This is a genomic window from Paenibacillus xylanilyticus, from assembly GCF_009664365.1.
Taxonomy (GTDB): Bacteria; Bacillota; Bacilli; order Paenibacillales; family Paenibacillaceae; genus Paenibacillus; species Paenibacillus xylanilyticus_A.
Window position 1 is genome coordinate 5,449,264 of sequence record NZ_CP044310.1, and the last position, 16,881, is coordinate 5,466,144.

Genomic DNA, 16,881 nt, shown 5'->3' on the forward strand with positions numbered 1-16,881 from the left:
CGAACAGTTATTCTTTAGAAGTGCCGCCTGTTTCATTTTTGGACCCGTTGCCCAGTTTGTTTTTCAGGGCTTGCAGTTGTTGATCTACTTTGAACTGTTTTTCAACATCTACAGGATTGGTATACGTAGATTGTGTGTTCCGGTAAGGAGCACGGGATACGTCTGCTTCAGCTTCCAGCTGCATGATTTTCTCTTCCATACGATGGAATCCAAGCGATGCACTACCACTTTCGATTGAATGCAGGCTGTTGATGGAGGACATTTGCTTTTTGGCTTTCGCCATTTGGGCACGGGATACGAGCTCATTGCGTTTGTTACGCATTTTGTAGAACTCGTCTTTCATGTCATGAAGCTGTTGCAGCAGGTCTTTGGCTTGTGCTTCAGATTGTGCGTGCAGTTCACTGTACTCCGTAATTTTTTGATCAAAGTAGATTTTCTCTTCCAGCAATTTGCGCGCTACTTCTTCCTGACCATTAGCCAGCGCAGCTTCAGCTTGGGACTCGCGTTGTACCGATGTACGCTCCGCTTCGTCCAGACGCTGCTTCATGCGACGCTCATTTGCCATTTGTTTGGCTACTGTTACTTCAGCCTCATGAATCTCGGCCTCCATGTCACGCAAGTACTGGTTCAACATTACAATCGGGTCTTCCACTTTATCCAACATATCATTTACCGACGCTTTAGTCATATCCTTAATCCGTTTAAATACTCCCATTTTACTTTTCTCCCTTCTCGTAACGAGATAATTTTTGGCGTAGCTCTTCAACTTCTTTTTTTAATGCTTTTTTCTCAATATCTTTCATCATGGAATCCAGTTCACTCTCTTGAGGTGCACCTGCTCCATAGCTGTTATTATCGTAAGAACGTGGGCCCGAATGCGGTCTGTTATTGTAACCTGGGCCGGGGCCGAAGCCACCGTGACCTTGATTGTTGCCCCGGAAAGGTCCTCTGTTCGGGTCGTGATCATAGCTGTTGTATCCTCTGCCAGGACCTGGACCAGGGCCGGGACCGTAACCATACGGATCATAAGGTGGAAACGGTTCTTTCGGTACCACCAAGGCTGCGATAAAGTAGATTAACAACGCTGTGCCGCCTGTTACAAAGATACTGATGACGAAGATGATCCGCAGCAGCGTGGAGTCCATTCCGATGGATTCGGATATCCCGCCGATCAAACCTGTTAGCATCCGGTCACGCGTTGAGCGGTATAATTTGCTCATGTGCTTGCTCCTTTCGTTTACTTATATCCTGTTACGGAATCATATCCGTATGGATCTGCAGGATAGGGTTCCTTCGGCACCACTAATGCAGCGATGAAGTAGATCAGCAATGATGTACCCCCCGTAGCGAAAATACTGATGAAGAAGATGAGACGCAGCAGCATCGAACTAAATCCAAGATTCTCAGAGATGCCACCGATCAAACCTGTCAGCCTTCGGTTACGCGTCGAGCGGTATAATCTATTCATGTGACTACTCCTTCCTTTCATTGTTCAGCTTCTGTTTCAGGCGCTCCAGCTCTTTATCCAAGGTAGAGGAGGACATGCTGCCTGCTGTTCCTGAACCATCCTGGCTCATGCGGCGAATGTCTCTCAGACTCTGTGCCTCATATTCAAGATCAGAGACTTGGTCGTCCAGGCGATTGAACATTCGAGGTACATTCTGATTATTGTAGTGACCTCTTTGATTCATTCGTTGCTGCAATTGAATGGTTTGCATACGAGCGTAGTAATATTGACGTTTGCTGTACACATTCTGATACTCCACTTTCAGCTGGTCAATCTGTTCATCAAGTTCCTGTAATGCTGCATTGCTCTGGGCATACAGTTCATTGTATTGTTCCATCTTTTCTTCATGGAGAATTTTCTCCTGCAGGGCAAGTTTCGCAAGATGCTCTTCTCCTGCTTTCAGAGCCATTGAAGCCTGCTCTTCACGTTTGTGCACCATACTTGCTGCCTGGTCGGCTTGCTGCTTCATCTGTCTAGTATGGCTTGCATATTGATGACGAAGCTTCTCGGCTTCGCCAATGTCTTGGCGGGTCGAGACCAGAAACTGATCAATCAGTTTGACTGGATCCTGACTTTGCTCCAGATGTTCATTTAATGTAGCTACGGTAATATCCCGCATTCGACGAAATACACTCATTATGTTCTGTCCTCCTTTTCAAGATCGTGATCATTTAGTAGCGGCCACGACGACTGCGATTGTTGCTGAGCATCGAGACACCGAAGATGATTAATCCGATGGCGATGATTGGTCCGATCAACCAAGCCAGTTTACCCATCAGTGACAAGATACCGATGATCAAGACGATCCACCCCAGCATTACATTTCCTCGTTTAACCCCGTAGTAACCAAGTGCAATCATCAGAATCGGAATCAGATACCCCATCAGGTGTCCAAGAAGCGGAGTTAACTTTCCGAAAAGGATTAGAGCTCCCAGCGCAATCAGGACAATCGCCCAGCCATTCCCCTTATTCCATCTCATAATTTTTTCACCACCCTTTCGGTTTGTATTTTGATTTGTTTATTTGCTCGTTTGTGTTTGTTGTTTCTTGTTCAACCTTATGTCTTTATTCTAGGGGAAACGGGGACTTTTCAAAACAGACCGCGGACGGTTTTTCATCCTAGACTCAGGTCGGGGATGGTGTTGGACCTCCGTCTGTCCTTACATCAGACCTCTGTCGACATACAATGAGCTTGAGATTGGGATGCCTCATATCCCCTTATCCGACTAGAGAGACATAACCTCATCTGAGCTTGCAATCGCCATTGATATGATCTTCCCTTAAGCCTTATGTACGTTTACAAAAGGATTTCGTTTCCCCCGAATGATGTACGGTTGAATGAGAAGCTCTTCTAAACCCCAAACATAAATACTTTTTTATCCATATAAACAAATTAATGTTGTTATTAATGTAAGCGTTTACTAAAATAGAAGCAGTATTGATCCTAATTCTTAAGTTAGGAGTGGGGGCTGTGCGGTCCATCAGTTATCTTCATAAAATGATTTTGTTTGGCATTCTGCTCAGTACCTTGCCTATTCTGCTGGCCGGAATAGCGGCAATTCTGTATTCCATGAATCAAACGGAGCTGCATCGCATGCAAACGAATAAACAACTTCTTTTACACATGCAGACGAGCGTCGAGCATAAGCTTAACACCATCAGTTATATGCTGGATCAGGCGACTCGGTCTCCTCTTACACTTCAGTCCCTTTCAGCCACACTTCCAGGTACATTAACGACAGCAAACCAGCTTCAATCCGAATTTCAACATATGCGATCCTGGGAGCCCTTAATGGATATTACGCTAGTTAACGAAGCTCAGGATTGGCTGGTCGATCATGTGGGGTTATATCTTAACACGGACTTCCCTTTGGCTCTTCCCATGCGAGATTTGTTGTCCAAAACCCTGACCTCTGGCTGGCAGCTGATTCCATCATCTGTATTTAAGCATAATGAACAGGATTTCCCGTCCGGATGTAATTATCATATCGTGCTCGGCAGATCCATCTCACTTATGAATGCATCCGCTGACTCAGCTTTAATTGGTGGAATTCCTGCATGCTCATTGCATCATTCTATTGTATCTGAATCCGTTGACCTGGATATGTCTTCTTCAGAATTGATTATTGTGAACCGGGAACAGCGCATTCTTGTTCACCCCGATCCTATGTATATTGGACAACCCTTATCAGCAATGAACATAGAAGACATTGAATCTAAAATGGACCTGAGCGAATTGCTCTCTCCGAATACGTCTGCTGCTTCAAAGGAATACCACGAGGTTCGAATGGCTGATACGGAATATTCCTTAACCTTCGCCAAGACACCGTTAAAGGGCTGGACTTATATTTTAATTACACCCATGAATGTCCTATCCCAAGAGTATGTCAAGATTGGACTGTACACTTTGTCTGTAGGCGTAATACTCCTTCTACTCTCCATATTCTTCGTATGGTTAGGTTCAAGGCGTTTGCATATCCCCATACGGAACCTGCTATCGCAGCTAGGAATTACTGACAGAGTTTTATCGAATAAGAAACTGCCACAATCCCTTTTTTCGCTTCAAAATGAATTCGAGCAGATCAAGACCCATATTAACCAGCTGTCAGCTTCTCGGTCCCAGATGGAGTATAAATTAAATCAATACGTTTTGCAGACACGCACTCAGTATATGATAGATATATTTCTAGGTAAGTGCTCGCCCGGCATGCTGCACCAAAACTTGATCGAACTAGGTTACAAAGATCATCTTATTCAGTGGCAACAAATAGCCGTATTGACCCTAAAGACCGATTTGGCAAGTCAAACGAAATATGATCATCACGATCTCGATCTCCTGTTATTTGCCGTTCAAAATATAGTGGAGGAGTCCATCGATAAGGATCGACAACTCCTTCCGATCATTGTGGAACAGACTGTAGTAACCGTAATAGGTTCTATCAAAATGGACAACTCTGTATTTTCAAATGAACTTTACGAAATGACTGAGCTGCTGCATCATCGAGTGAGTGAAGTTTTGAATCTTCAGCTGAATATCCGTTTCAGTCAACCATACTCTTCCTTTTCAGAAATACACCTGGCTTATATTGAAGCTATGAAAATGTTGCAGCAGCAGACCATACCAGGAGCTAGCGTCAAACAAAATGAAGAAGCTTCAATTTATTCTTCCTTGTGGACGCTACCTTACCCTGAGTCACTCGAATATCGTCTTATGCAATCCATTCAATCTGCAGATGAGGCAGAAGCTTCCGTACTATTACAACAATTGCTTCAGCGTGTATATCATATGGAATGGACCGAGGAAGAATACCAGGTTGCTTTAACACGATTATTGATGCATATATTACAAATGATGCAGGAGTCCGGTATACGACTTGCACAGATCTCTTCAGGGCACAGCCCATTGATCAACGAACTGCTCGCTCTGCAAACGGCTGCCGATATCGAGCAATGGTTTATTCATCGTATTATTAGGCCGGGTGTTGGCATTTTCAGAGAAAGGCAATATGCACAGCATCAGCAGATCTCGGAAAGAATGATTGCCATCATCCATCAGGAATACGATACCGATCTAACACTCGAAGAGTGTGCTTGTCGGCTCCATTATAATGCGAGCTATTTGAGTACTGTGTTTAGCAAAGAAACAGGCTACGCATTCAGTGAATATTTGTCACAGTATCGGTTCAAGATGGCCCGAAAGTGGTTGGATGAAACCGAGCTAACCATTAAGGATATTGCTGCTCGGCTTCGTTACAATAACCCGCAGAACTTTATCCGTTCGTTTCGAAAATGGGAGGGAATTACTCCAGGTCAGTACCGGGAACGTAGACAGAAGCCTCTTCGCTCTTCCATGAAATAATTGATTGTAATGATAAATGAAAAAGGAGCAGATGATCTGCTCCTTTTAATGATTCACGCTCGGTTTTATTTCTTGTTTTATTTCTTGTTTTATTTCTTGTTTTATTTCTTAGCTTCCTTCTTACGAACAATCTTCATATTCTGCTGGTCCAGCTGAATTAGTATTTTTCCGAACCTGCCACCACGTAGGAAGTTAACCACGCCATCTGGATAGGCACTTCGGATATAGTGCTCAGCCTTGTATAGTGAGTCTGTATCCGTAGGCAATCCATAGGTGTTTAGCCATTCCTGTAGATGATCTACAACTTGCTGAACAGGCATCTCAATGCTGTTGACTTCATTTGTTATTAAAGACGTATACGCGTAACCTTTCAAGAATAGCAGCTGCTGTATGTATCCCATATCTCCCGAACGGTAAGGCGGATTAACATGAAGTACCTCTTTTAACTCGTCTATTAACGTATGCACTCTCGGACCGGCCATGGCACTGATATAAACGTATTTGCGTGCACTTTGAATTGCCTGTTCAACGGTTTCCCAATCAGACATTGCGGGGCACATGGATGCAAAGGCAAAGTCATATTTCTGTTCCCAGCCTTTCTCCTGAATCGATATTTCTTCAAAGCGTTCAGGAACAATCTCGATTTTGGACGCTAATGTGCTCGGTATCGTCTCTTTCATCAAAGAAATAAGCAGTTCAGAAGGTTCGACTGCAGTGACAGTAGCCCCCTTTTCTGCAAAAGGAATTGTAAAAATGCCTGAAGCCGCACCAATGTCCAATATGGATAATTCACTAAAATCTACACCCTGATTCTCAATCCAGCTCATGATGCGCTCGGAACGCTGCTTACCTTCTTCTGTAAAGGATTGACGGTGATAGTCACGTGCCCAGCGTTCAAATGCTTCTTCCGTTTCGAATGGTGCACTCTTCTTCTTATATTTTGGACTTCTTGGCCGCTGCTTCCATGCCTCTTCCCAGATCGATAGATCAAATAATAGTTCTGAATAATTAACTGAATTGTTCTCCTCAGACACTTTTTGCTCAAGCATTACGTTTCACTCCGTTCTATGTAATAAAATCAAAAGTTCACCAGAAAGGATCTTCTCTTGTAAACAAACAGAAGTATCTCAATAATACCGTGTAGTGATATCGCAATAGTCCATACCGTTCCAGATTATAGACTTTATTTATCTACAATATATTTAATTTATACAAACGTCAACCTCATATATTGATCTATTCATCAATTGCGAAAACCACCAAAATCATAAAAATAACCCTGTGAATTGTCTAAGCAATCCACAGGGTTATGCGTTATACCGGCGAGAGGACTCGAACCTCCACGGTTTCCCACTCGATTTTGAGTCGAGCGCGTCTGCCATTCCGCCACGCCGGCATATCATGTTATAGTATATTTTCTTAAAATATACTGGAGGCGCCACCCAGATTCGAACTGGGGATAAAGCTTTTGCAGAGCTGTGCCTTACCACTTGGCTATGGCGCCATATTTTTGGAGCGGACGACGGGAATCGAACCCGCGACCCTCGCCTTGGCAAGGCGATGCTCTACCGCTGAGCCACGTCCGCAAATGGCTGGGGATATAGGATTTGAACCTATGCATGACGGAGTCAAAGTCCGTTGCCTTACCGCTTGGCTAATCCCCAAAAATAATGGGGCGATTGAGGGGAATTGAACCCCCGAATGCCGGATCCACAAACCGGTGCGTTAACCACTTCGCCACAATCGCCATGTTCATTATTTACTTAGAAAATTAATTGGCAGGGGCAGCAGGAATTGAACCCACACCAACGGTTTTGGAGACCGTTGTTCTACCTTTAAACTATGCCCCTAAAAACTGGTGGAGGATGATGGATTCGAACCACCGAACCCGTAAGGGAGCAGATTTACAGTCTGATGCGTTTGGCCACTTCGCTAATCCTCCATAGTGGTGCCGGCGAGAGGACTTGAACCCCCAACCTACTGATTACAAGTCAGTTGCTCTACCAGTTGAGCTACACCGGCGTATTAAATTGTAGTGATAATGGTGGCTCGGGACGGAATCGAACCGCCGACACGAGGATTTTCAGTCCTCTGCTCTACCGACTGAGCTACCGAGCCATAATAAAGTCTAATCATGAATGTTGCACTTTATCCAGGGCGTCGGTGCCATATAACAGACTTAGTGAACAGATTCCTCATGTAGGTAAAAATGGCGGAACCGACGGGATTCGAACCCGCGATCTCCTGCGTGACAGGCAGGCATGTTAGGCCAACTACACCACGGTTCCAGATCACTTTCTGTAAAGAAAGTATAATTGCGGGGGCAGGATTTGAACCTGCGGCCTTCGGGTTATGAGCCCGACGAGCTACCGGGCTGCTCCACCCCGCGTCGTTATAAAATTATATGGTGGAGGCTGAGGGGCTCGAACCCCCGACCCTCTGCTTGTAAGGCAGATGCTCTCCCAGCTGAGCTAAGCCTCCGAACAACACATTTATGATCTTAACATAAAACTGTTGTTAAAATCAACCTCTTTTTTGAGGTGAAAATAATGACCCGTAGGGGATACTCTCACTTCGTTCGAGACTGCGTAGCAATTGCTAACGAAGCTTATCCTCCGACGAACCTTTGGGATTCTCATCCCCTTGATGCTTTAAAAAGTAAAGCTATGACCCGTAGGGGATTCGAACCCCTGTTACCTCCGTGAAAGGGAGGTGTCTTAACCCCTTGACCAACGGGCCTTACTATGGCGGAGAGAGAGGGATTCGAACCCTCGAGACGCTTGTGGCGCCTACACGATTTCCAATCGTGCTCCTTCGGCCAACTCGGACACCTCTCCATATGGCTCCCCGAACAGGACTCGAACCTGTGACAACTCGATTAACAGTCGAGTGCTCTACCAACTGAGCTATCAGGGAATATTGTTCAGAGATTATTCTCTGAAAACTAGATCCGAAACGAAACTTGCGACTAGAACCTGCAATTTGGATAAGCCCTCGACCGATTAGTACTGGTCAGCTCCATGCATTACTGCACTTCCACCCCCAGCCTATCTACCTCGTCGTCTTCAAGGGGTCTTACATACTGGGAAATCTCATCTTGAGGGGGGCTTCACGCTTAGATGCTTTCAGCGCTTATCCCGTCCGTACATAGCTACCCAGCGGTGCTCCTGGCGGAACAACTGGTACACCAGCGGTACGTCCATCCCGGTCCTCTCGTACTAAGGACAGCTCCTCTCAAATTTCCTACGCCCACGACAGATAGGGACCGAACTGTCTCACGACGTTCTGAACCCAGCTCGCGTACCGCTTTAATGGGCGAACAGCCCAACCCTTGGGACCTACTTCAGCCCCAGGATGCGATGAGCCGACATCGAGGTGCCAAACCTCCCCGTCGATGTGGACTCTTGGGGGAGATAAGCCTGTTATCCCCAGGGTAGCTTTTATCCGTTGAGCGATGGCCCTTCCATGCGGTACCACCGGATCACTAAGCCCGACTTTCGTCCCTGCTCGACTTGTAGGTCTCGCAGTCAAGCTCCCTTATGCCTTTGCACTCTTCGAATGATTTCCAACCATTCTGAGGGAACCTTTGGGCGCCTCCGTTACTCTTTAGGAGGCGACCGCCCCAGTCAAACTGCCCACCTGACACTGTCCCCGTACCCGCTAAGGGCACCAGGTTAGAACCTAGATACGATCAGGGTGGTATCCCAACGGTGCCTCCACGTAAGCTGGCGCTCACGCTTCAAAGGCTCCCACCTATCCTGTACAGATCGTACCCAAATTCAATATCAAGCTGCAGTAAAGCTCCATGGGGTCTTTCCGTCTTGTCGCGGGTAACCTGCATCTTCACAGGTATTAAAATTTCACCGGATCTCTCGTTGAGACAGCGCCCAAGTCGTTACGCCATTCGTGCGGGTCAGAATTTACCTGACAAGGAATTTCGCTACCTTAGGACCGTTATAGTTACGGCCGCCGTTTACTGGGGCTTCGGTTCACAGCTTCGGATTGCTCCTAACCGCTCCCCTTAACCTTCCAGCACCGGGCAGGCGTCAGCCCGTATACTTCGCCTTACGGCTTCGCACAGACCTGTGTTTTTGCTAAACAGTCGCTTGGGCCTTTTCACTGCGGCCCCCTCGTGCTATTCACACTACCGGGGCACCCCTTCTCCCGAAGTTACGGGGTCATTTTGCCGAGTTCCTTAACGAGAGTTCTTCCGCGCGCCTTAGAATTCTCTTCTCGCCTACCTGTGTCGGTTTGCGGTACGGGCACCTTCATCTGGCTAGAGGCTTTTCTTGGCAGTGTGAGATCATGACCTTCGCTACTGTAATTTTCACTCCCCATCACAGCTCAGCCTTACGATGTGCGGATTTGCCTACACATCAGCCTTACTGCTTGGACAGGCATCCATCAGCCTGCGTCACTACCCTACTGCGTCCCCCCATCGCTCGTAACGATTTACGGTGGTACAGGAATTTCGACCTGTTGTCCTTCGACTACGCCTTTCGGCCTCGCCTTAGGTCCCGACTTACCCTGAGCGGACGAGCCTTCCTCAGGAACCCTTAGGCTTTCGGCGGATCAGATTCTCACTGATCTTTTCGTTACTCATACCGGCATTCTCACTTGTATAATGTCCAGCGCTCCTTACGGTACACCTTCAACCCTTATACAACGCTCCCCTACCCCTGATCATACGATCAAGCCATAGCTTCGGTGGTGTGTTTAGCCCCGTTACATTTTCGGCGCAGAGTCACTCGACCAGTGAGCTATTACGCACTCTTTCAATGGTGGCTGCTTCTAAGCCAACATCCTGGTTGTCTGTGCAACTCCACATCCTTTCCCACTTAACACACACTTGGGGACCTTAGCTGATGGTCTGGGCTGTTTCCCTTTTGACAATGGATCTTAGCACTCACTGTCTGACTCCCGGAAGTAAGTCTATGGCATTCGGAGTTTGACTGAGCTTGGTAACCCTTGCGGGCCCCGCACCCAATCAGTGCTCTACCTCCACGACTCTGTTTTCCGAGGCTAGCCCTAAAGCTATTTCGGGGAGAACCAGCTATCTCCGAGTTCGATTGGAATTTCTCCGCTACCCCCACCTCATCCCCGCACTTTTCAACGTGCGTGGGTTCGGGCCTCCAGTGCGTGTTACCGCACCTTCACCCTGGACAGGGGTAGATCACCCGGTTTCGGGTCTACGTCCACGTACTACATCGCCCTATTCAGACTCGCTTTCGCTGCGGCTCCGGCTCTTCACCTTAACCTTGCACGGGAACGTAACTCGCCGGTTCATTCTACAAAAGGCACGCCATCACCCCTAAAATGGGCTCTGACTTCTTGTAAGCACACGGTTTCAGGTTCTATTTCACTCCCCTTCCGGGGTGCTTTTCACCTTTCCCTCACGGTACTGCTTCACTATCGGTCGCTAGGAAGTATTTAGCCTTGGCAGATGGTCCTGCCGGATTCATACGGGGTTTCACGTGCCCCGCACTACTCGGGATCCGTCTCGGAGGGAACAGACTTTCAATTACAGGGCTTTTACCTTCTTTGGCGGGCCTTTCCAGACCTCTTCGTTTAACCGGCTCCTTTGTAACTCCATGTGAGACGTCCCACAACCCCAGAGAGCAAGCTCCCTGGTTTGGGCTGTTCCGCGTTCGCTCGCCGCTACTGACGGAATCACTATTGTTTTCTCTTCCTCAAGGTACTTAGATGTTTCAGTTCCCCTGGTATGCCTCTACATAACCTATTTATTCAGTTATGAGTAACTGGATATTACCCCAGCTGGGTTTCCCCATTCGGACATCCCCGGATCAAAGCTTGCTTACAGCTCCCCGAGGCAGTATCGTTGTTCGCCACGTCCTTCATCGGCTCCTAGCGCCTAGGCATCCTCCGTGTGCTCTTAGTAGCTTAACCAACTGCTCAAATTGAGCAATGCAGTTATCACTATTATTTGAAACTTGTTTAACACAAGTTCAGCTAAAAGGAATGTTCTAATTCGCAATTTTCGTTTCGTTATCTAGTTTTCAAAGAACAAGCTCCATGCAAAAGCAAGCTGTTTTGAGAGTTTGAGCTCTCAAAACTGAGCAACGAGTGAGTAAGTTTTGCAGCTAAGCTGCATATTTGAATGTTTCCGCTACGGGAAACGATTCTCCATAGAAAGGAGGTGATCCAGCCGCACCTTCCGATACGGCTACCTTGTTACGACTTCACCCCAATCATCTATCCCACCTTCGGCGGCTGGCTCCTTGCGGTTACCCCACCGACTTCGGGTGTTATAAACTCTCGTGGTGTGACGGGCGGTGTGTACAAGACCCGGGAACGTATTCACCGCGGCATGCTGATCCGCGATTACTAGCAATTCCGACTTCATGCAGGCGAGTTGCAGCCTGCAATCCGAACTGAGACCGGCTTTTTAGGATTCGTTCCACCTCGCGGCTTCACAGCCCGTTGTACCGGCCATTGTAGTACGTGTGTAGCCCAGGTCATAAGGGGCATGATGATTTGACGTCATCCCCACCTTCCTCCGGTTTGTCACCGGCAGTCACCTTAGAGTGCCCACCCGAAGTGCTGGCAACTAAGATCAAGGGTTGCGCTCGTTGCGGGACTTAACCCAACATCTCACGACACGAGCTGACGACAACCATGCACCACCTGTCTCCTCTGTCCCGAAGGAAAGCCCTATCTCTAGGACGGTCAGAGGGATGTCAAGACCTGGTAAGGTTCTTCGCGTTGCTTCGAATTAAACCACATACTCCACTGCTTGTGCGGGTCCCCGTCAATTCCTTTGAGTTTCAGTCTTGCGACCGTACTCCCCAGGCGGAATGCTTAATGTGTTAACTTCGGCACCAAGGGTATCGAAACCCCTAACACCTAGCATTCATCGTTTACGGCGTGGACTACCAGGGTATCTAATCCTGTTTGCTCCCCACGCTTTCGCGCCTCAGCGTCAGTTACAGCCCAGAGAGTCGCCTTCGCCACTGGTGTTCCTCCACATCTCTACGCATTTCACCGCTACACGTGGAATTCCACTCTCCTCTTCTGCACTCAAGTCATCCAGTTTCCAGTGCGATCCGGGGTTGAGCCCCGGGATTAAACACCAGACTTAAATGACCGCCTGCGCGCGCTTTACGCCCAATAATTCCGGACAACGCTTGCCCCCTACGTATTACCGCGGCTGCTGGCACGTAGTTAGCCGGGGCTTTCTTCTCAGGTACCGTCACTCCTTGAGCAGTTACTCTCAAGGACGTTCTTCCCTGGCAACAGAGCTTTACGATCCGAAAACCTTCATCACTCACGCGGCATTGCTCCGTCAGGCTTTCGCCCATTGCGGAAGATTCCCTACTGCTGCCTCCCGTAGGAGTCTGGGCCGTGTCTCAGTCCCAGTGTGGCCGATCACCCTCTCAGGTCGGCTACGCATCGTCGCCTTGGTGAGCCGTTACCTCACCAACTAGCTAATGCGCCGCAGGCCCATCCTCAAGTGACAGATTGCTCCGTCTTTCCAGCTTCCTTCAGGCGAAGAAAGCAAGTATTCGGTATTAGCTACCGTTTCCGGTAGTTGTCCCAAGCTTGAGGGCAGGTTGCCTACGTGTTACTCACCCGTCCGCCGCTAAGCATCAAGGAAGCAAGCTTCCTATCAACTCCGCTCGACTTGCATGTATTAGGCATGCCGCCAGCGTTCGTCCTGAGCCAGGATCAAACTCTCCAATAAAGTATTGAAAAGAGCGATTAGCTCATTTTGAATCTGACGAGATTAAAAATCTCATTTTCGCTTCAAAATCATACAGTCAGATGACTTGTACCAATTTCTCAGCATCGATCTTACAAAGTAAGATCGTTACTCACTCGTTGTTCAGTTTTCAAAGATCAAACGTTGTTTGTGATTCATCTTTTTTTGTCAACCGCGTTTTCGGCGGCGACTTAAATAATGTATCACATTCAGTATCTTTTCGTCAAGAAGTTTTTTTGATTCTTTTTCAAATCATTACGTTCTCAACATGTCCCTCATAGGTTTTTTTCTAAAAGCCCGTTTGGGGAACGAAATATAATGTATCACATTCCATAAGTACGAGTCAACCTGTTTTTAATAATTTATATGACAAACAAAAAAGGAAGGTTTCCCCTCCTTTTGCCAAACCAATTCATTCAACTATACGGCCTTGTTCAGGCTTCGATCCAATATCGAATCTCCCGCCCTTCGCCTCCTATCAGGGATGGCCAGCCAGCCGATTCCTTTACAATAGAACGAAGAACTAGTTTTCGCAGAATTAAAGGGAGATCTTCTCCTACAAATCTTAATTGAGGATGATGGACCAGCTCGTCCACGCTCCATGCTTCTTTTCGGCTTCTAATTACCCGCAGAAGCAATTCCGAACAATCACCCATTTTGGACATGACCGAAAATTCACAGGCAAGAAGAACAAGTTCCACCCGCTGTTCCAACGTCTCCGAGCTTACCGTAAGCTCCTGATAGAGCTTCCAAAGCGCTCGATCCATACTCTGCACATGTGTCCAAACAGCGTGATCAGGGTATACTCCATGTTCTATCAATACAATTCTGGCCCAGTTACCCAAAGCCTCCAGTACACTGTAATAAGCATCAACGACGTGTCCTTCCTGAATGTGCCGCTTGGCCTCCACATACATTCTCAAAAAACTTGCGAATTCATGCAGCAGCTTTTGTTCCCGCAGCTCCAATCCAAAGGCGGATAGCTCTTCCCTCAGGGCACTCAAGGCGCCTTCTGATTCCCATATGATCTCGCCCTCAATCAAGCATTGCATGAGATTGTTATTATCCCCCGTAATTACGCTGCTCTGCAGTTGGTTACGGCCCGCGTAGATGATTTGATAGCGCAAGTCCCCATAGCGGTAATGACCAACGTCCGACATACTTTGATCCGTATCACAGACAATGAGAACAAGCAATTCGAAATCCTGAATCAGGGAGCCGTGGAATCGCTCACCCGGATGGGAATAAGCGATAGCCCCAACTGCCCCCGACTCTTCCGACTGTCCGGATAAAAAAGCTAGGTTCATTAATTCCACGATTCCCTCCATACAATTCATGGCAGTTCAACGCCAAGTCAGTTATAATGTAATTCTACATGCAGACTAAAGTTTCCTTCTTTTCCAGGTCCGATACTACTCATACGATAGGAGCATTTTTCATGATTTTTAAATCAGCTAAAATTAATGCTTTTCGCACTTGGGGATTGTTACTCACCATGCTAGGCATGGGGCTAATGGTACTGGGAACTGCCGGAATTGTGTTTTGGGGACATGCAGGCAAAGTGTTTGCAGCCGTGGGACTCGTCATCGGACTCGTTGCCATGATGGCCAGTCTGGCCATCTACTTCTGGGCTGGAATGTTGTCTACAAGCGCTGTTCAAGTGGATTGCCCTGAATGCGGTAAAATGACCAAAATGCTCGGCAAGACGGATCGTTGTATGTTCTGCCATACCATCCTCACTCTGGATCCTAATCAAGCGAACACAAACCGTCCTCATCTGAAAGCGCCTTCTCCATCTATTTCTGATACGGATCACCGTATTAGTCCAAAAGGCTAGTATCACTCATTCACTTCACATCTAAGATGAACGAGTAAACAACAAAAAAGGCCCGGTATCTAGACCGAGCCTTTTTTGCGTTTTTTTCAAAAAATGAATGGATTCGAATCATATAAAAAAGATAAGTTCAGTAACCGTTTATCTCTAACGACTTACCTGTTGTAATGTCTTCCATGCTGATGCGTTAGCAAAACTGCGATTCCAGGCAGCTACACCACCCAGTTTGAGTGATTCTATGAGTTCTACACGAGCCTGTAAAGAAACGGCATCTTCTATCCAGATTTTCTTGGTCGCCCCATCCTCAGTAAATTCCACATAATTCTGTCCAGTTTGAGAGTCCAACGCAGGTTTGAGCTTCTTCTCCTTGATCAGATCAGCAACAGTATCCATTCCGACTGCTTTGGAAGATACTTTAATCTCTCCCTGTTCGTCTGCTTCCTCTGTCCAGATTCGTGTATACAGCGGAACAGACATAATCAATTTGTTAGAAGGCACTTCATCTTCTTCAAGAATTTTTCTCATAGCGGCCTCCGTCCAAGGCAGCGAAGCGACAGAACCAGCCTTCGGACTGGCAGCCCAGTGCTCATCGTACGCCATAACCATCATGTAATCGACAAAGGAACCAAGTGAACGTCGATCCAGAAAAGCGGACCACATTTCACTATTGGATTTTGGAGTTACATCAATGGAGAGCATGAGTCCGTGGATGCGTGCCATCGCTTTAATCTCACGAACAAATTGAGTAAGGTTGGGTCCATCATCGGTATATACGTTCTCGAAATCAATATTGATGCCATCCAATTGATAGGTCTGCGCGTATTCCAGCATCTGTTCGATGATATGCGTACGGGTCTCGTATGAGGCTACGGCCTCTTTTGTAATATCCGGGTCGAAACTGTTATCCATCAGTCCCCATACTTCCATTCCGGAACGGTGAGCCCAGTTAACATACGCTTTATCGGCTTTGCTCTTCACATTGCCCTGGCCGTCCGTAATATGGAACCACGTTGGACTGACCACATTCACACCCGGCATCTTGCCTATGGAACTGACGTCAGGCTGACGGTTGTATACCGCCTCCCACACCAGATTTACCGTTTTATTCTGCCACTTCTTCTCAGCAGCCGTCAGAGTGAATTTGGGCTTGTCCAGCTCCTTTTTCTCTGTCAGGGAAACGTACTTATTATCCACATAACCGGCATAGCCGTTATCCAGCTGAACAAAACTCTGCGCATCACCTGTCTGCCATACCCGTACCCGGGCGTTCTGTTCCATATCCGCAATAATCGGGGAAGACTCTCCTCCACGTTTGTACAAAGGAATGGTTTTATCCGCTTTGGATGACAAGGTATCAATCTCCGCATATTGAATGGTGTCTCCTCCACGCATCAATATAACTGCACCCGTAGATGTATCTTCCTGTACGGCAATCCCGTAAACTTCCTTCAAGGGCTTAAGAGGAATGTATGCCTCTCCTCCGATGACCTCAGGCTCAACTGACATTGGATAGTCCTTATGATTGAGCTCGGCCTTGGTGCTGCCTTCCTTCATATGAAGCACACGCTGCGGAATCGCAATAATGATATCGCCTGTGTCCGCTTCGTAACGTATACCAGGATCAATTGCCTCCTGCAGTACGTTCACTGGCAGTTTAAGCTCCTCCCCCGTTCCTGAAGCTTCACCATCCATCAATTGACCATCCACAAAAATAGGCTGATTCATTCCGATCCAATCGGGGTCCTCGTGAACCTGGTTCAGCCATACATTCGTTATAAACCAGTAAGCACCGCCTGCAATAAGACAAGCTCCCAAAAAACCAGGCCAGAACGAACGCCTCTTCTTCTGCCTTGTATATCTGCTTTTTCTTTTTCTACTCAAACGCCTACCTCCGTTAATCATGCTGAATCATGAAGATATCATTGCCGCGTAAAAATCATACATGTAATCTTTGATTAAAA

The 16,881-nt window shown here is 47.2% G+C and carries 10 protein-coding genes, 15 tRNA genes and 2 rRNA genes; 2 read left to right on the forward strand and 25 right to left on the reverse strand.

The window, feature by feature from the left end:
- Window positions 1-7: 7 nt before the first annotated feature.
- From F4V51_RS24250 to F4V51_RS24270, 5 genes are read right to left on the reverse strand one after another with little or no spacing between them, the layout of a single operon-like run.
- The gene (locus F4V51_RS24250) at window positions 8-715 is read right to left on the reverse strand and encodes a PspA/IM30 family protein (protein WP_095292215.1); all 708 of its coding nucleotides are present in this window, start codon (window positions 713-715) and stop codon (window positions 8-10) included.
- Between the two features lies 1 nt (window position 716).
- Window positions 717-1,220, reverse strand: coding sequence for a PspC domain-containing protein (locus tag F4V51_RS24255; RefSeq protein WP_153979926.1), 504 nt, complete (start codon window positions 1,218-1,220; stop codon window positions 717-719).
- Window positions 1,221-1,237: 17 nt separating this feature from the next.
- A complete protein-coding gene (locus tag F4V51_RS24260) occupies window positions 1,238-1,468 on the reverse strand; it encodes a PspC domain-containing protein (protein ID WP_095292218.1) in 231 nt (76 codons plus the stop codon).
- Between the two features lie 4 nt (window positions 1,469-1,472).
- Window positions 1,473-2,144: a PspA/IM30 family protein gene (locus F4V51_RS24265; RefSeq protein WP_110756943.1), complete on the reverse strand. Its 672-nt coding sequence runs from the start codon at window positions 2,142-2,144 to the stop codon at window positions 1,473-1,475.
- Between the two features lie 34 nt (window positions 2,145-2,178).
- Window positions 2,179-2,487: a LiaF transmembrane domain-containing protein gene (locus F4V51_RS24270; protein WP_095292221.1), complete on the reverse strand. Its 309-nt coding sequence runs from the start codon at window positions 2,485-2,487 to the stop codon at window positions 2,179-2,181.
- Window positions 2,488-2,978: 491 nt separating this feature from the next.
- On the opposite strand from F4V51_RS24270, the gene F4V51_RS24275 reads away from it, so the two are divergent.
- Entirely contained in the window at window positions 2,979-5,366 is a 2,388-nt protein-coding gene (locus F4V51_RS24275) for a helix-turn-helix domain-containing protein (protein WP_153979927.1), read from the forward strand.
- Window positions 5,367-5,467: 101 nt separating this feature from the next.
- Here F4V51_RS24275 and F4V51_RS24280 read toward each other — a convergent pair whose 3' ends face one another.
- From F4V51_RS24280 to F4V51_RS24370, 19 genes are all read right to left on the reverse strand, one after another.
- The gene (locus F4V51_RS24280; protein ID WP_153979928.1) at window positions 5,468-6,415 is read right to left on the reverse strand and encodes a class I SAM-dependent methyltransferase; all 948 of its coding nucleotides are present in this window, start codon (window positions 6,413-6,415) and stop codon (window positions 5,468-5,470) included.
- A 268-nt stretch (window positions 6,416-6,683) separates the two neighbouring features.
- A tRNA-Leu gene (locus tag F4V51_RS24285) sits at window positions 6,684-6,762 on the reverse strand.
- A gap of 34 nt (window positions 6,763-6,796) precedes the next feature.
- Window positions 6,797-6,870, reverse strand: a tRNA-Cys gene (locus tag F4V51_RS24290).
- 7 nt (window positions 6,871-6,877) lie between these two features.
- Window positions 6,878-6,952 (reverse strand) — tRNA-Gly (locus tag F4V51_RS24295).
- Window positions 6,953-6,955: 3 nt separating this feature from the next.
- A tRNA-Gln gene (locus F4V51_RS24300) sits at window positions 6,956-7,030 on the reverse strand.
- A gap of 7 nt (window positions 7,031-7,037) precedes the next feature.
- A tRNA-His gene (locus F4V51_RS24305) sits at window positions 7,038-7,113 on the reverse strand.
- A 29-nt stretch (window positions 7,114-7,142) separates the two neighbouring features.
- Window positions 7,143-7,216 (reverse strand) — tRNA-Trp (locus F4V51_RS24310).
- A gap of 6 nt (window positions 7,217-7,222) precedes the next feature.
- A tRNA-Tyr gene (locus F4V51_RS24315) sits at window positions 7,223-7,308 on the reverse strand.
- A gap of 4 nt (window positions 7,309-7,312) precedes the next feature.
- Window positions 7,313-7,388: transfer RNA gene (locus F4V51_RS24320), tRNA-Thr, on the reverse strand.
- 20 nt (window positions 7,389-7,408) lie between these two features.
- Window positions 7,409-7,484, reverse strand: a tRNA-Phe gene (locus F4V51_RS24325).
- Between the two features lie 92 nt (window positions 7,485-7,576).
- Window positions 7,577-7,654: transfer RNA gene (locus tag F4V51_RS24330), tRNA-Asp, on the reverse strand.
- A gap of 27 nt (window positions 7,655-7,681) precedes the next feature.
- Window positions 7,682-7,755 (reverse strand) — tRNA-Met (locus tag F4V51_RS24335).
- A gap of 16 nt (window positions 7,756-7,771) precedes the next feature.
- Window positions 7,772-7,847, reverse strand: a tRNA-Val gene (locus F4V51_RS24340).
- A gap of 186 nt (window positions 7,848-8,033) precedes the next feature.
- Window positions 8,034-8,105 (reverse strand) — tRNA-Glu (locus F4V51_RS24345).
- Window positions 8,106-8,111: 6 nt separating this feature from the next.
- Window positions 8,112-8,203: transfer RNA gene (locus tag F4V51_RS24350), tRNA-Ser, on the reverse strand.
- Between the two features lie 3 nt (window positions 8,204-8,206).
- Window positions 8,207-8,282, reverse strand: a tRNA-Asn gene (locus tag F4V51_RS24355).
- A gap of 66 nt (window positions 8,283-8,348) precedes the next feature.
- A 23S ribosomal RNA gene (locus F4V51_RS24360) occupies window positions 8,349-11,273 on the reverse strand.
- A gap of 243 nt (window positions 11,274-11,516) precedes the next feature.
- Window positions 11,517-13,068 (reverse strand): 16S ribosomal RNA (locus F4V51_RS24365).
- Together the 16S and 23S rRNA genes with 15 tRNA genes alongside form the textbook arrangement of a ribosomal RNA operon.
- A 452-nt stretch (window positions 13,069-13,520) precedes the next feature.
- A complete protein-coding gene (locus F4V51_RS24370; protein ID WP_153980847.1) occupies window positions 13,521-14,393 on the reverse strand; it encodes a nucleotidyltransferase-like protein in 873 nt (290 codons plus the stop codon).
- A 131-nt stretch (window positions 14,394-14,524) separates the two neighbouring features.
- On the opposite strand from F4V51_RS24370, the gene F4V51_RS24375 reads away from it, so the two are divergent.
- The gene (locus F4V51_RS24375; protein ID WP_095292538.1) at window positions 14,525-14,923 is read left to right on the forward strand and encodes a DUF2614 family zinc ribbon-containing protein; all 399 of its coding nucleotides are present in this window, start codon (window positions 14,525-14,527) and stop codon (window positions 14,921-14,923) included.
- 144 nt (window positions 14,924-15,067) lie between these two features.
- Here F4V51_RS24375 and F4V51_RS24380 read toward each other — a convergent pair whose 3' ends face one another.
- On the reverse strand, window positions 15,068-16,822 hold the full coding sequence (locus tag F4V51_RS24380; RefSeq protein WP_153979929.1) for a glycosyl hydrolase family 18 protein: 1,755 nt from the start codon (window positions 16,820-16,822) through the stop codon (window positions 15,068-15,070).
- Window positions 16,823-16,881 lie beyond the last annotated feature (59 nt).

Bases quoted from the DNA above. Each gene is read 5' to 3' on its own strand.
- F4V51_RS24250 (WP_095292215.1), bottom strand. From the start codon at position 715: ATGGGAGTATTTAAACGGATTAAGGATATGACTAAAGCGTCGGTAAAT.
- F4V51_RS24255 (WP_153979926.1), bottom strand. From the start codon at position 1,220: ATGAGCAAATTATACCGCTCAACGCGTGACCGGATGCTAACAGGTTTG.
- F4V51_RS24260 (WP_095292218.1), bottom strand. From the start codon at position 1,468: ATGAATAGATTATACCGCTCGACGCGTAACCGAAGGCTGACAGGTTTG.
- F4V51_RS24265 (WP_110756943.1), bottom strand. From the start codon at position 2,144: ATGAGTGTATTTCGTCGAATGCGGGATATTACCGTAGCTACATTAAAT.
- F4V51_RS24270 (WP_095292221.1), bottom strand. From the start codon at position 2,487: ATGAGATGGAATAAGGGGAATGGCTGGGCGATTGTCCTGATTGCGCTG.
- F4V51_RS24280 (WP_153979928.1), bottom strand. From the start codon at position 6,415: ATGCTTGAGCAAAAAGTGTCTGAGGAGAACAATTCAGTTAATTATTCA.
- F4V51_RS24370 (WP_153980847.1), bottom strand. From the start codon at position 14,393: ATGAACCTAGCTTTTTTATCCGGACAGTCGGAAGAGTCGGGGGCAGTT.
- F4V51_RS24375 (WP_095292538.1), top strand. From the start codon at position 14,525: ATGATTTTTAAATCAGCTAAAATTAATGCTTTTCGCACTTGGGGATTG.
- F4V51_RS24380 (WP_153979929.1), bottom strand. From the start codon at position 16,822: ATGATTAACGGAGGTAGGCGTTTGAGTAGAAAAAGAAAAAGCAGATAT.